We start from the raw sequence: 15,412 nt of genomic DNA on the forward strand, positions 1-15,412 counted from the left end.
AGTACCTATAACTTGAAATGATTCAAGTTTATAATAGGAATACAAGTGAAAAAGGAGAAGAGAAATGAAAAAAGTATTGGTACTGCTTATGGTGGTGTTATTAGTAGCGACAAGTTTGGCGGGATGTAAAAAAGAAGAAGCAACGACCTTTGATGGGAAAAATGTAAGAGTCGTCATCGGTTCCACATCAACAACTGGGGATTCGTATATGATTGCTGACATGGCGATGCGTTATTTGTCAAAAGCGCTAAATGCAAACACAAAAGTAGATGCTGTTGGGGCAGGACCTGCGTTTGAGACATTGGCTAAAGCAGATCCGGATGGTAACACAATTATGATGTTCCATGATATGACCTACCTTGGCATATCCTTTGGCGCTTTTGATGAGCAATATGGTCTTGAGAACATGGTGATTGGCCCCCGTATCGGACTGAATCCTGGTGGATGTTTTGCGGCATCAGCAGATGCACCTTATGATGATATGAAAGAAATGGCGGACTACTTAGCCGCCAATCCAGATGAAATCGTACGTGCAGCGGTTGAAGCCGGCGGTGTGTCTCATATCGGTTTCATATCCTATTATGAATGGGTTGTAGAAGCTTATGGTCAAGATGTGGCCGACCGAATTGTTGTCGTTGTTGGTGGTTCCACAGCAGAAAAATCTCAAATGCTTTGGGATGGTAACACAGATATTATTTTTGCCGACTATTCTTCTTTACTTCAATATACTGAAGAAGGTGTGGAAGACCAACTTAAGATGAAGTTTGTAGCTTTACTAGATAAGATTGATGGAACGGATATCCCTACTTTTGCAGATCTTGGTGTAACTTTAAACGGCGAGCCTTTTGCATTCTCAAAAGAGTTTGTTATCTACCTTCCAAAAGAAACACCTCAAGCTTTTGTAGATGAACTTGATAAAGCAGCTCTTGAGATTTCAAAAGACCAAGCCTTTATTGATGATATGGCAAAACAGAAGTACAAGGTGGCATACTTGCCATCAGCAGATGCAAAAACTCATACTATGGCAAAAAGAGATTCTCTAGATGCTTTAATTAAAGCAGCACCATCACTTGATGTATTAACTGTACAATAAGGTACTTGTGATTTAAAATAGTGATTAAGACTTGTGAGGGTAGAATGTACGTCCTTCTACCCTCATTTTTCATTTAAGACAACACATAGAAATAAGATCTTAAGTAACATACAGAAGGAGCATAAACAATGTCAGACTTATTTAGAATCAAAATTGTTTACTCACAATCCCATACAATAGGACCAAAAATCATATTCGGTATACTGGTTATTTTTTCTTTGATTCTTTTGATTCAAGCTATAATGAAAGCAAAGAAAGAGAATCGTCCATTATTGGATTTAAAGCACAAACATTTTTTTATTGAAAATTATGATCGAGTGAAAATATTCGGTACAGGAATACTCTTGATTTTATATATCATGACCATGAACCTTTTAGGCTTTATTCCGGCTGGTATCTTATTCATATCCTTATTCAACATCCTTTACAAAGGCAGTCGAGAAGTAAAATCAATCCTCATATCGATTGGGATCGCCATTTTAGAGACAATGTTGGTATGGTTTATATTCGGTTACATGTTTGGAATTACATTACCATAGAGGTTATTGTGTGAATTGTTTTGACACTGTAATCCAATAAGAAAGGGAAGATGATAGAGATGATAGAGTTTGGTATTTTAGAAGGTGTAATAGCACTACTTGGCGTGGTTATAGGTATTATATTTGGTGCACTTCCGGGCATGACAGCAACAATGGCGATCGCAATTTTTTTGCCTTTGACCTACGCTTATGATTTGACCACATCCGTATATCTATTATTAGGGTTATATGTAGGTGGTATCAGCGGCGGTCTCGTACCGGCGATTCTCATGAATATACCAGGAACACCATCCTCGGTTACAACCGGTTTTGATGGACATCCTATGGCAATGAAGGGTGAAGGGGTAAGAGCACTTAGAATAGGGATTACAGCGTCTTTGTTCGGCGGCATACTCAGCTTAGTGGTATTAGCCTTATTCACACCGGTATTGGCGCGACTTGCCATTAAGTTCTCCGCAGTTGAAAAATTCTTAATCATACTTTTTGCCATGACGGTTATTGCCGCCTTGTCCAAAGGGAAAATGACAAAAGGTATATTCACCGGATTTTTAGGCGTTTTTATATCCCTGATGGGGGTATTTCCGGATAATCAAACACTAAGACTGGTTCCCTCTATGTTCTCTATGGAATTACGAGATGGGTTCCAACTTTTACCCGTACTGATTGGACTCTTTGCTTTTTCACAGCTTTTCCAAGAAGCTGAAAAAGGGATGAAGCAAACCATGATGCATACGGATATACTAAAAGGACATCAGTCCAAAAAGTTTTCATTTAAAGATTTTAAAGGACAATTTATTAATATGTTTAGATCCGCCTCCATAGGCACTTTTATGGGAATTTTGCCGGGTATTGGCGGTAGTGCAGCTTCCTTATTGGCCTATTCTCAGTGTAAAACATTTTCAAAAGATCCAGAAAAATTAGGTACAGGCGCAGTTGAAGGATTGGTTGCCAGTGAATCATCTAATAATGGTTTGACCGGTGGTGCTCTAGTACCACTATTGTCTCTTGGGATTCCCGGTGACAGCACAACAGCTGTTCTAATTGGAGCATTTATCCTTCAAGGTATACAAGTAGGGCCTTTGTTTATAACTCAAAATCCTGTCATATGGAACACCATATTATTTGCCTTGTTAATTGCCAATATTTTCATGTTCATTGTTATGTTCTATCCCATCAAATATATCGCTAAGATAATCAATATACCCAAAAACAAGTTATACCCAGGTATCATCTTGCTTTGTATTGTAGGGGCTTTTTCAACCAGAAGCGGAAATATGGTAGATGTATTTACCTTGGTTATATTTGGTCTTGTAGGTTATATATTTTCTAAGTTGGATTTACCGGTTACGACCTTCCTAATTGGCTTTATCTTAGGACGTGACCTTGAGAAATACTTTATTGATTCTCTAAAAGGTTCAGGGGGAAGTCTCAGTGTCTTTTTCTCAAGACCGATAGGGTTAGTGGTTTGGGTTCTTATTTTTGCTTCTTTAGCCTATGCCTTTTACGATAATCGAAAACATCATAAAGGTGCAAGTGTTTAGAATAAGTGAAAATTAATAAGTAAGGAACAACAATGTGTGGTGTACAATAAGAGGAGATCAATATGGATAAAAAACCATTATTAATTAGAGTAAATCCTATGGACAATGTGGAAATTGTCGTAGATGAAGCGGGTATAAAAGCCGGCACAATCCTATCAGATGATTTAACCGCAGTTGAAGATATACCTCAAGGCCATAAGATAGCCCTTCAAAATCTTGAAGTGGGTGATACCATTATACGATATGGTGAGGTTATAGGCTATGCCAAATCAACCATACAAAAAGGCAGTTGGATTGATGAAACATTGGTGGTGCTTCCGGCAGCTAAGCCACTAGAAGAGCTGTCTGTAGCCACCAAAGTCCCTGAGCCCTTGCCAGTGCTGGAAGGTCAAACTTTCCTAGGCTATAGAAACAAAGATGGTCGCGTGGGTACCAAAAATATGCTCGGCATTACGACCAGTGTTCAATGTGTTGAAGGTGTACTTAATATTGCCGTTGAACAGATAAAAAGTCTATTGCCAAATTACCCTTATGTGGACGGCATCATGCCTATTAATCATAATTATGGTTGTGGGGTGGCCATCAATGCACCTGAGGCAATTATACCCATTAGAACCCTTCGGAATCTATCCACACATCCGAACTTTGGTGGTGAGATGTTGATGGTGAGTTTGGGATGTGAGAAGCTTATGCCGGAGCGTTTGTTTCCGGATATCATGCCTGAAAACTTGGTGATGTTACAAGATGAGATGGGCTTTATGCCTATGGTTGAAGCCATTGTTTTTAAGGCAAAGGTCATCTTAGAGCGTTTGAACAAAAGGGTCCGAGAAGTATGTCCTGTATCAGACTTGGTTATTGGGTTACAATGCGGTGGTAGTGATTCTTTTTCAGGCGTAACGTCTAATCCGGCGGTTGGCCACGCAGCAGATCTACTGGTTCGAGCCGGTGCTACGGTACTTTTTTCAGAGGTATCCGAAGTGCGAGACGGTGTGCACTTATTAACCCCAAGAGCCATCAATCAAGAAGTAGGGGAAAAACTCAAAAAAGAAATGGCATGGTATGATGATTATCTAGCCAGAGGTTGTGTGGATCGTGATGCGAACCCCACACCTGGCAATAAAAAAGGCGGTTTGGTCAATATCGTAGAAAAATCCCTAGGTTCAATCGCAAAATCAGGATCATCAGCGATTGTTGAAGTTTTGTCACCGGGCGAGAAGGCCACTAAAAAAGGCCTTGTTTATGCCGCGACACCGGCCAGTGATTTTGTATGTGGCACATGTCAGCTTGCTTCCGGTATCACCATGCAAGTCTTTACTACAGGTAGAGGCACACCTTATGGCCTTGCTATGGCACCTGTCATCAAGGTTGCCAGTCGAAATGAATTGGCAGACAGATGGCGTGATCTCATTGATATCAATGCCGGAAAGATTGCCACAGGAGAAGCGACCATAGAGTCTGTCGGACAGGATATCTATGATATGATCCTTGACGTTGCCAGTGGTAAGAAGCAGACGTGGGCAGACCGTTGGGGCATAGAAAATGCCATATGTCTTTTTAATCCGGCCCCTGTAACCTAAAGGGTTGGTGGACTTATTTATAACCTGAGCGTATTCAATCAAGGAGGTAGTAAATGTTTAGCATAGATGATTTAAAAGGCGTGATTCCACCGATTATCACGCCGGTAGATGAAAATGAAAAGGTGGATGAAGAAGGGCTTAAGAGGGTCATTGACTATGTTCTTGAAGGTGGTGTCCATGGTATTTTTGTTCTTGGAAGCAATGGTGAGTTCTATGCCCTTGATGAAGCCAGTCAGAAAAAAGCAGTAGAGATCACCGTAGCCCATGTAGGTAAGCGAGTACCGGTTTACGCCGGAATAGGCGCAATCACTACCAGTGCTTGTATAAAAACAGCTCAAATGGCTGAAGCGGCAGGTGCAGATGCGGTCACTTTACTGACCCCTATGTTTATCAATCCCAATGAAGAAGAGATGTTGCATCATTTTAAAGCCGTAGCAGACGCTATTAAAATACCGGTAATCTTATATAACAATCCTGGTAAAACCACCAACAATATTTCTTCAGCATTACTAAGAAAACTGGCGCAAATAGAAAATATTATTGGCGTAAAGAATACATCTTTAGATTTTGCACAAACCATTGAATATATTAGAGTAACGGAAGACATTTCAAGCTTTAAGGTTCTAAGCGGAACAGATTATTATATCTATGGTACTTTAGCTTATGGAGGTGTAGGATGCGTTGCCGGTACCGCTAATGTGGCACCTAAACTGGTCGTATCCATCTATGAAAAATATATGGCAGGCGATTTAAAAGGGGCCATGGAAGACCAATACAAGCTTATACCCCTCAGAAACACTTACAGCTATGGCAGTTTTCCAGTAGTTATGAAGGATTGTATGAACCTGTTAGGTCTAAAGGTGGGTCATCCTATTAAGCCTATAGACCATTGTAGTGACAGTAGAATGAATGACATAAGAAAAGTGCTTGTGAATTTGGACTTGATTGAACCCTCGATTTGAAAGGTGATAGATGAATGAAAACAATGAGAGAAGATGGTAATACAATTATAGGGAGCGCCATAGAAGCCGTATTGCCGGAAGCGGCAGTAATCAAAGCCCTTGAAAATAGGAAATTCTCAGGAAAAGTTGTTGTAATTGCCATTGGAAAAGCAGCATGGAATATGGCAAAAGCAACACAGCTAACTTTAGGTCAACAAATAGATGCCGGTCTTGTTATTACCAAATATGACCACGCAAAAGGACCCATTGACGGTTTTGAGATTGTTGAAGCCGGCCACCCGATTCCGGATGGAAATTCAGTATTAGGTGCTTCAAAGGCCATCGCATTGGTCGAAAATCTAAGTGAAGAAGACCATGTTATTTTGCTTGTATCAGGAGGTGGTTCAGCCCTTTTTGAAAAGCCAATGCCCGGTATTATGTTAGAAGACATCATGGATATAACGGAGCAACTCTTAGGATGTGGCGCTGATATTGTAGAGATTAACACGGTTAGAAAGCATCTATCAGGGGTGAAGGGTGGCAAATTCGCCCTACATTGTAAAAAAGCGTCTATTTTTGCCATAGTCCTATCTGATGTTATTGGTGATCGATTAGACGCCATCGCCTCAGGGCCGGCTTATCCGGATGGATCCACCTCTGAAGAAGCCCTTAAAATCATTAATAAGTATGATTTGACGGTTACAGATGAGATGTTAGAGGTTCTAAGCATTGAGACACCGAAAGAAATAACCAACTGTGAAACGGTGATAACCGGTAGTGTTAGCGCTCTATGTGACGCTGCGTCTGAATCAGCAAAAGCTCTGGGTTATCAGCCGATTATATTATCCTCCACCTTAGACTGCGAAGCCAAAGAGGCGGGTAAGTTTTTGTCCGCCATTGCGAGAGAAATACATAGTCATAAAACCCATCTCAAAAAACCAATTGCCATGATTGTAGGCGGTGAAACAGTGGTAAGAATTATCGGTAAAGGTATGGGCGGACGCAACCAGGAACTGGCCTTGTCTGCAGCCCTAGGTATAGAAGGTCTTGAAGGTACTTTGATTTTTTCTGTCGGTTCAGATGGAACGGACGGTCCTACAGACGCTGCAGGGGGTATGTTGGACGGCACCACCGCAATGAAGATCAGAGCAACCGGCATGGAACCGGAAGTTTATTTGGATAACAACGATTCTTACCATGCACTTCAAGCCAGCGGCGATCTCATTATGACCGGTTCGACCGGTACCAACGTGAATGATCTCATCGTTCTGCTGTGTAAATAAATAGACAGACAAGTAATTAGAAACATTTAGAATCATGTTTGCATAAAGAAAGGCATCTCTATGAAATGGATTAGACAGATTATCATATTACTACTGATGGTGGTACTGGGTGAGATTCTTAATAAAGTTTTTAAGATACCCATACCAGGCAACATTATGGGTATGATACTTATGTTGATGGCCCTTCAAACCGGTCTCGTCAAATTAGATCAAGTTGAAGGGATTAGCAAATTTCTACTGAATCATCTTGCCATCTTGTTCATACCGGCAGGCGTTGGTTTGCTAGCTGTAACGGGCATGCTAAGAGAAAGCTGGCATATATTGGTTTTTATAGCCCTTGTTACAACGATTCTGGTCATGGTGATGACGGCATTCGTGGTTCATGCTCTTAGGAGGTGGATGACATAGATATCCTGCTAACAGCACCCATTTTTTGGGTACTTATTTCCTTAATGGCATTTGAAATCGGCATTTGGATTAATATGAAAACTAAAATATCACTACTCAATCCATTGTTAATTGCCATCATTCTGGTTATCCTTATACTGACATTCTTAAATATAGATCTTGAAACTTATAACCAAGGTGGGCAAATCATAAGTTTTTTCCTAGGACCTGCAACGGTTGCTTTGGCCGTGCCACTTTATAAGAATAGAGTCTTGCTTAAAGCAAATGGCATACCCATACTAGCAGGCATAACCATCGGTTCCTTCGTGAGCATTCTATCGGTCATTCTACTGTCAAAGTTATTTGATATTGAGCATATATTAGGTCTATCTCTGGTTCCCAAATCTATAACAACCCCCATTGGGATAGAAGTATCTAAGCAGATTGGCGGTATACCGGAGATTACCGTAGCGGCCATTGTCATGACCGGTATTACCGGTGCCATCATAGCTAGACTTGTATTTAAAGTATTACGACTTAAGGATTCTGTCGCCATTGGCGTGGCAATTGGCACATCAGCCCATGCCCTTGGAACAGGTGAAGCCATTAAAATGGGTGAGGTAGAAGGTGCCATGAGTGGCTTATCCATAGGCATAGCAGGATTGGTAACCGTCATACTGGCGCCCTTGGTGATTCGACTGCTAGGTTATTTTTAGTTTATAGCAAAAGAAGTGTAGCTTCGCACGTTACACCTTGTTTAAATTTCAACATAAAAGGGGCTACCGGGAAATCAATGTCATTTAGTTAAGAAAAGAATGAAGAGTTTTGTGTTTATAAAAACATAAGGCTCTTTTTTAAAAAAATATAAATAACTTGAAAATTTTTTAAAATAATGTGGCGAAGCCTCTTGAACAAATTATATTTTAGGAGGTTATCACATGAAAGAGTACTTTGTTTCAACTGCAAAGAAATTATTGTTTAATGCAATTGAGGAAATGGAATAGATCTCGTCGCTTTTTGTTATGAATCCCGAAAAAGATTTTACCGGAAAATGTAAAATTGATTTAGGACATTCATGAAAAAGATATTACATTATACCTCTGTTATTATAAAAGTATAAGTAGTACGGAAAAGCCTTGAATGTGCTATAGCCTTTACTTTTTCTAATATTTTTATCTTGATGTCATTGATGTAGCAGATGAAGATGGAAATTCAAATCTGTACGTGATTACTTTTGTGCTCAAAGCAGCGAAGAAATTTTATGGAGAATACTATGAGAGAATTGCCAATCCATCTGGTATAATTAAAGTGGTAAATTGTCTACTTACACAACAAACGATAAATAACTAGTATTTAACTACGCCCTAAATAAGTAACGTTGAGACAGTAGTATTGATGCCTGGGGTAAATAAAAAGTGTGTGAAAAAGACTTGATATAAAGGTTCTTTGTGGTTTGAAAGCAAAAGTAAAAGTCCCAAGTATATAATCATGAAATCATCGCTCTGTGAGAATAAGATCAAAGACATGATTTTGAATGTGACAGAGCTATTAAGCGGTCATAATTTGACGTGTGTTCAGGATGGAAGTTGGTGGAAAATATGAATTATGAAGTGACCTATATGGGTAAAAAGAAAGTTACAGCTACAGTATATGCTGTATTGGCAGCTGTATTCTATGCAATAAATATGCCTTTTTCCAAGCTGCTGTTGACAAAAATTGAGCCTACATATATGGCGTCATTTCTTTACTTCGGTGCAGGAATCGGCATTGGAGTAATATATCTCCTAGGTAAGAAAAAACGGAAGACCACAGAAGAAAAACTTTCAAAAAAAGATCTGCCATATACAATTGGAATGGTAGTGTTAGATATAGCCGCGCCAATATTATTAATGATGGGACTGACAAGTGCAACATCGGCAAATGCATCCCTGTTAATTAACTTTGAGATTGTTGCTACTTCGATTATTGCGTTGGTTGTCTTCAAGGAATTAATTTCTCTGCGTTTGTGGGCGGCGATTGTGCTGATTACTCTTTCAAGTATGCTGTTGTCCTTTGAGGACGTGTCAAGCCTTCATTTTTCATATGGTTCGATATTTATTCTTGCTGCTGCCATATGCTGGGGATTTGAGAATAACTGTACGAGGAAGCTTTCATCAAAAAGTACATTTCAGATTGTAATACTTAAAGGGATATTCTCCGGGATTGGATCTCTCCTTGTTGCGTTGATTCGGAGGGAGCATTTTCCGCAATTATTCTATGTAGCATACGCAATGCTATTAGGATTCATAGCATACGGGCTAAGTATTTTCATGTATGTCAGAGCACAAAAAGAACTTGGAGCGTCAAAAACAAGCGCTTATTATGCAATCGCACCGTTTGTTGGAGCACTACTATCGTTTATTATTTTGAGTGAATCAATCAATGAATACTATCTCATTGCTCTGTTTATCATGCTAGTAGGCTCTGCACTGGTAGTCATTGATACAATGATTTTGAATCACTCCCATATTCATACACATATCTTTGTGCACACGCATAACGGAAGCACACATACCCACGAAATAGAACATTCACATAAGCATAAACATATTATGTCGAACAATAAACATTTTCACCAACATAAATAGAAATAGACGAAACGATATAATAAATAGAATAAAGTATAAATAAGGAAGGCACCCTGCGATGTAACCAAATCAGCGTAGAGTGCCTTAATCGCTTTTGGGCCTATTCATTTACATCCATTGTTATACCGGACATTTATACACTGTAAATTATCATCGTAAAGAGTAGCCTTTTCTATCAGCTACTCCAGCATAAAGGAACCTAAATTGACAATTGATTTTTCACTTCATCCAGCCCTGCATTTTATAACTGAACTTTTTGCTTTTCTTTACGTTTGCGGTAAATATCATCAGTGATAATATTCTAGTTAGCTTTAGTATGATAGTGATTGAGAAGGTGCAGATCAGTTGCTTAACCAATGTAGTAAACGCAAAGTAGGGTTTGCTAACTGAGAGGATTAGAAAAAATAAATAACATAAAATATAATTGACAATCTATATGTTATAACTTATAATAATAACTATAATCAAACGTTATACTGTAAAAGAGAGGAGCATTGATTATGAGAGTCATTTTACGCAAAGAAAACAGTTCAACCAGCAACCTGCTGTTCGTTTACAATATAGGATATTCGAGAATCCATAAAAAAAGTTTCCATCTTTCCAGCCTGCTTCAAATTATGAGCAAGTTTAACAAGACGGAGACAGCGACACGCATGGCCCTATCACGTGCCTGCAAGGCTGGGATACTAGAAACTAGTAAGCCTGGTAAAGAGGTGGTGTATACTTTGACGCCGGTAGCTCTACAGTTTATTCAAGCATGGAACGTAGATGCGCAATCTTGCTGGAAGCGATTTGCTCTTCGAAAAATACCATGGGAGGGTAAATGGCATTTTATCCACATATCTCTGAACGACTCAACTAAAAGGGGTGAGTTGAGTGAAAAGCTACTTCAGGCAGGGTATGTACAGATTAACACACAGACATGGCTTAGCACCAATAATCGAGATGATACAGTAAAATCCATTCTCGGGGATATCGGTGTTGAGGCAGATATGGCATCTGTATATGGAGAACTTGAAGTGAGCATGGACATGGGAAGGTTTTTAGATAAGACCTATGGGCTTCCCAAGCTAGCAAAGAAATATATAGAATTTGTAAACGCCTATCAACCCATGTTGGATCAACTTAATGAAGACCTATCCACCGTAAAAGAAGGTAAAGCGTTACAAGTATTGCACGGGTTGGGATATGCGTATTTCTCCATTGCGACGGGGGACCCGATGCTACCCCGAATGCTGTTACCAGAGTGGCCTGGGGATCAGGCAACGGCGCTCATGCACGATCTGCAGAAGATACTTGAAAGCACGTCATGGGAGTATCTCAAAGATTTCAATTAAAGAATTTTATATGTGAAAGGAAAATTATTGTGGAAATCCAGAATCTTTTTAAGTTCAAACCGACAAAAGACTTGGCAGTAGTTCTTATCAACTATACTCTTATTGTTGCAATATTCTATCTCTCTTTTCAGATCATAACAATCAAAAATGTTGCAGGTCAATTCATTACCTTCGGTGTTGTCGGCATCTTGCTATTGGGAATATTGGTTCCCGCTCTATATAATACACTGATTATGAAACGCCCGCTATCTGTTTTGGGCATTAAAAAAGAGAAGCTGATGCTTAGCATTGGCCTGTCCCTTGTATTCTCGGTTATTCAATACTTCCTGACACTTGGCAATCTGGTATTGCCCGATTTCAACTTGTTTTTTCCTTTGGCCTGCATGGCTGTTACTGTAGGTTTCTTTGAAAATATCTTCTTTAGAGGCTTCGCACAGCTACGATTTGAGGAAAGCTTCGGCGTCATCCCTGGCATCATATTAAGTGCGGTAATCTACTGCTTCTATCATATCGGCTACGGCATGGCAGGCTCAGAATATCTGATGTTGCTTATTATCGGCCTCATTTACTCGACCATCTTCCGCTTAACAAGCAACGTGTTTATCCTATTCCCTCTGCTTACGCCAATGGGTGCGATTTTTACAAACATCAAAGACGGACTTACCATTCCTTTTGAAGCCATCATAGGTTTCACAATGGTCATCTTCCTCGCAGTATTGGGACTGGTGGCAATTCATAATATGTACAGGAAGAAACAGAAGAAAGCCGCAGGGGATGGCGGAAGTCAAAACCGCCAAAGCAATATTTGAAGGCTGAATAACAAAAATTAGAGGGTATTAAATAGTTGTATTAATAATCCTAGGTCTCATGATCTAATGGCCGTAATTGCAGTACTCGGGAGAAGCGTAGAATATATCAAAAATAAAAAATATGTAGTTGATGAGTGGAAAGCCATAAACCTGAAAAGGTCACGAACATGGAAGCGCAAGAATGTGAACATACTCCAATTGGTGGATTGGTATAATTTATTGTAAAATAACAGAAAAAAGACCCCAATATCATTGTTTGATATAGAGATCTCATTCTGTTATCTTAACTTAATGATATTGATCGGGAAATAGCCCCCTTTATCATGCTTCTATTCTCAGTAAAGCGTTAACCTTATCGATGTCTCTTTTACGCTGAACAATCGGTGTATCATCTTGTTGATATAACCAAGTACGATTGTTGAAAGAGACTTTGTTTTTATTCTGATAGATGACACCTAATGCGAATTTCTCTGTGTCTAGGGCTTTTTTCATAGCTGACTCAAAGTCACTTGAGTCATAACCTTCTTCAAGTGGATAACTATGTTCTTTATACCACTTAAAGGTGTTGACCTTATTAAAGGTAACGCAGGGATGAAGGACATCAACGAGGGCATAGCCTTCATGATCAAAAGCAGCCTTTAGAATTTTCTTTAGTCCCTCCATGTCACCGGAGAAGGCTCTGGCAACAAAAGTGGCGCCAAGGGTCATGGCTACAGGTAAAGGATTGATGGGGTCGTTGATGACGCCGTTGACTTGGACAGGGGTCTTGAATTCTAAGGGACTGGTCGGTGCTGCTTGTCCTTTTGTTAAGCCATAGACCATGTTGTCATGAACGATGTGGACAATATCCGGATTACGCCTGACATTGTGGATAAAATGGTTACCGCCTTCGCCATACATATCCCCGTCACCGCCTTCTGCAATGACTGTTAGATGTGGGTTGGCTGCTTTTATAGCGACGGCTACCGGTAGACCTCTACCATGAAGACCATTGAAATAATTGGTATTAATGTATTGGGGCATTTTAGCCGCTTGACCGATACCGGAGGCCATGACCACTTGGGTTGGATTTAGATCCATTTCTTGCAGGGTTTCTATTAAGACCTTACGGATGGAGAAGTTCCCACAACCGGGGCACCATGCTATATCTGTTGACTGATCCATTTCAAAATGTTTCATGATTATACCTCCTTCATATAGGCAACGACTTCTTCAATAGAAAAAGGTTCGCCATTGTATTTTAATAGATTTTGATTCACGGTAACACCAAGTTCTAATAAAAGAATTTTGGAGAATTGAGCCGATGCATTGTTCTCAACGTTGATGATGGTATCTGCTTGATCAAAATATTTTTTAATATCTTGATGGAGTGGGAAAGGTTGCTTTATATATAAATAAGCGGTTTCACCATCACCGTACTGGTCTACATATTCTTTGAGAACACCATAAGTAGAGCCCCATCCGACAATGAGTTTCTTATAAGACTCTGGGCCAATCAATTCAGGGTACTGATAGTCTGCCATAAGTAAGTCTTTTTTAGATAAACGTTTTTCATTCATTTGAATCCTAACATCAAAAGATTCTGTAATGGTACCTTCTTCAACATGTTCATCACTGTCGCACTTAACCAGTCCGTCGCCAAAACCCGGAATGGATCTAGGAGAAAGACCATCTTCTGTTAGGGTATATCTTTTATAATCTTCTGTGCTTTTAACAATCGAAGATTCCAGGTATTTTGCATCCAGTTCAAAAGGTGCCATCTGGAATTTGGAGTCAACTAGGAATTGATCGGTTAATAAAAAAGTAGGCACTTGATATTTGTCAGCAAAGTAAAAGGCTTTTTGAGCCAGTTCTACAGCATCTCTCATATGTCCGGGTGAGAATATTATACGGGGGAATTCACCATGACCGGCATAGACTGCTAAGTTTAGGTCTTCCTGAGCGGTTCTTGTAGGTAAACCTGTACCTGGCCCAGGTCTTTGAGCGATATGAGCAACACATGGTGTTTCTGTAATACCGGATAAACTCACGGCTTCTTCCATAAGAGCAAACCCACCACCGGAGGTCGTGGTCAAAGCTCTTGCACCGGCATACCAAGCGCCAATGTTCATGTTAAGGGCCGCAATCTCATCTTCAGCCTGTTCTACAAAAATACCGAAGTCATTGGATTTGCCAGCCAAATAGGTGAGTAAACCGGTACCTGGGGACATAGGATAAGCCGATATGAAATTGCATCCACCGCCAAGAGCGCCAATGCCAAGGGCTTCATTACCGGAGAGTACCATAAGGGGTTCATCGTCTCGGGTTTGCAAATCATGATGCTCTTGATAAGCCTGTCCCAGTTCATAACCGGTCTTAAAGGCTTCAATATTACCATCTAAAATCTTATCATTTTTGTGTGAAAATCGCTCTTTAATTAAAGCATGACAGTGATCTTGATCTAGAGCCAGCATACCGGCAATATGGCCAAAAAGTACTGTATTACCAAAAAGAACACTTCCTGCTTCCGTCGCATAATCATTCAGTGTAAAAGGTACAAAAGTACCAACCAATTGGTCCCGCTCTTCATCACTTAAAAAATCTTCTTCACCAAAAATCTTGGAATCATCAGAAACTCTTTTAGTAACACGATAAAAGCTATGATTGTTGAGCAGATAGAGGAAATCGATATGTGACCTATAAGCAGCAACAGGAGCGTTGCTAATACGAATTTCCAAAGTGTTGTTACCGCCTCTTACGCGGCTCATGACTTCTTGAGTAGCAAATACATAATATGATTTTGAAATGGCCTTAACCAAAAAATCTTCTAAGGTTTGAAGGCCTTGTCCGGCTTCGCCGGATAAAACGATTGAAAGTTCTTGTTTCATTCTCGTACCTCCTAAAGTAAAATATTGTCCGACCACGTCAAGTCGAAAGATTATTGATGAATCTAGTTAAATATATAGTAAATGAAATTAATTATCAGTTAATTACAATTATAGTCGAGCACGATTGGAAATGCAACCCATTAGAAAAAGAAAAAAGTTTAACTTCAATATGATTTTCATGGGACACCTCTTAAAAAAATCACATTTGTATCTTGAGTTATATTTTATAGCACATAAAAAAGGCCTCAAAGCTTATAATCACTTGAGACCCATTAATAACTTATTTTTTTATTATAGGAGTGCGACTAGGTTTTGACAGAAAACCATATTATTTGCCAACATCGACCATGAAGTTCCTGGAAGCAGGTCTGTGTGATGGAGCAAGTCAGCATGGATGCTGACCGTCGACTT

Annotated in this window: 13 protein-coding genes; 11 read left to right on the forward strand and 2 right to left on the reverse strand. The window is 39.7% G+C overall.

Features of this window, described 5'->3' with window-relative positions; genetic code table 11:
• The first annotated feature begins 64 nt into the window (after window positions 1–64).
• The 11 genes from PATL70BA_RS10600 (at window position 65) to PATL70BA_RS10650 (ending at window position 12,134) form a co-directional block, all read left to right on the forward strand.
• Window positions 65–1,093, forward strand: a complete 1,029-nt coding sequence (locus PATL70BA_RS10600; RefSeq protein WP_125137333.1) for a tripartite tricarboxylate transporter substrate-binding protein — start codon at window positions 65–67, stop codon at window positions 1,091–1,093.
• A 128-nt stretch (window positions 1,094–1,221) separates the two neighbouring features.
• The gene (locus tag PATL70BA_RS10605; protein WP_125137334.1) at window positions 1,222–1,632 is read left to right on the forward strand and encodes a tripartite tricarboxylate transporter TctB family protein; all 411 of its coding nucleotides are present in this window, start codon (window positions 1,222–1,224) and stop codon (window positions 1,630–1,632) included.
• Between the two features lie 50 nt (window positions 1,633–1,682).
• Window positions 1,683–3,173, forward strand: coding sequence for a tripartite tricarboxylate transporter permease (locus tag PATL70BA_RS10610; protein ID WP_172596208.1), 1,491 nt, complete (start codon window positions 1,683–1,685; stop codon window positions 3,171–3,173).
• A 62-nt stretch (window positions 3,174–3,235) separates the two neighbouring features.
• The gene (gene garD, locus PATL70BA_RS10615) at window positions 3,236–4,750 is read left to right on the forward strand and encodes a galactarate dehydratase (RefSeq protein WP_125137335.1); all 1,515 of its coding nucleotides are present in this window, start codon (window positions 3,236–3,238) and stop codon (window positions 4,748–4,750) included.
• Between the two features lie 53 nt (window positions 4,751–4,803).
• A complete protein-coding gene (locus PATL70BA_RS10620; protein WP_125137336.1) occupies window positions 4,804–5,712 on the forward strand; it encodes a dihydrodipicolinate synthase family protein in 909 nt (302 codons plus the stop codon).
• Window positions 5,713–5,726: 14 nt separating this feature from the next.
• A complete protein-coding gene (locus PATL70BA_RS10625) occupies window positions 5,727–6,974 on the forward strand; it encodes a glycerate kinase type-2 family protein (protein ID WP_125137337.1) in 1,248 nt (415 codons plus the stop codon).
• 60 nt (window positions 6,975–7,034) lie between these two features.
• Window positions 7,035–7,382 (forward strand): CidA/LrgA family protein, encoded by a 348-nt coding sequence (locus PATL70BA_RS10630; RefSeq protein WP_125137338.1) that lies wholly within the window; start codon window positions 7,035–7,037, stop codon window positions 7,380–7,382.
• Window positions 7,370–8,077, forward strand: coding sequence for an LrgB family protein (locus PATL70BA_RS10635; RefSeq protein WP_330509871.1), 708 nt, complete (start codon window positions 7,370–7,372; stop codon window positions 8,075–8,077). Before PATL70BA_RS10630 ends, PATL70BA_RS10635 begins: the two co-directional genes overlap by 13 nt.
• An 882-nt stretch (window positions 8,078–8,959) precedes the next feature.
• Window positions 8,960–9,988, forward strand: a complete 1,029-nt coding sequence (locus PATL70BA_RS10640; RefSeq protein WP_243115897.1) for a DMT family transporter — start codon at window positions 8,960–8,962, stop codon at window positions 9,986–9,988.
• Between the two features lie 500 nt (window positions 9,989–10,488).
• Window positions 10,489–11,325 (forward strand): PaaX family transcriptional regulator C-terminal domain-containing protein, encoded by an 837-nt coding sequence (locus PATL70BA_RS16605; protein ID WP_125137340.1) that lies wholly within the window; start codon window positions 10,489–10,491, stop codon window positions 11,323–11,325.
• A gap of 29 nt (window positions 11,326–11,354) precedes the next feature.
• Window positions 11,355–12,134, forward strand: coding sequence for a CPBP family intramembrane glutamic endopeptidase (locus PATL70BA_RS10650; RefSeq protein WP_172596209.1), 780 nt, complete (start codon window positions 11,355–11,357; stop codon window positions 12,132–12,134).
• A gap of 321 nt (window positions 12,135–12,455) precedes the next feature.
• Here the strand turns inward: PATL70BA_RS10650 and PATL70BA_RS10655 are convergent, their stop codons facing one another.
• Window positions 12,456–13,313, reverse strand: a complete 858-nt coding sequence (locus tag PATL70BA_RS10655) for a thiamine pyrophosphate-dependent enzyme (RefSeq protein ID WP_125137342.1) — start codon at window positions 13,311–13,313, stop codon at window positions 12,456–12,458.
• 2 nt (window positions 13,314–13,315) lie between these two features.
• A complete protein-coding gene (locus tag PATL70BA_RS10660; RefSeq protein WP_125137343.1) occupies window positions 13,316–15,001 on the reverse strand; it encodes a 2-oxoacid:acceptor oxidoreductase subunit alpha in 1,686 nt (561 codons plus the stop codon).
• Window positions 15,002–15,412: the final 411 nt, after the last annotated feature.

Origin of the sequence: Petrocella atlantisensis (assembly GCF_900538275.1) — a bacterium.
GTDB classification, from domain to species: Bacteria; Bacillota; Clostridia; order Lachnospirales; family Vallitaleaceae; genus Petrocella; species Petrocella atlantisensis.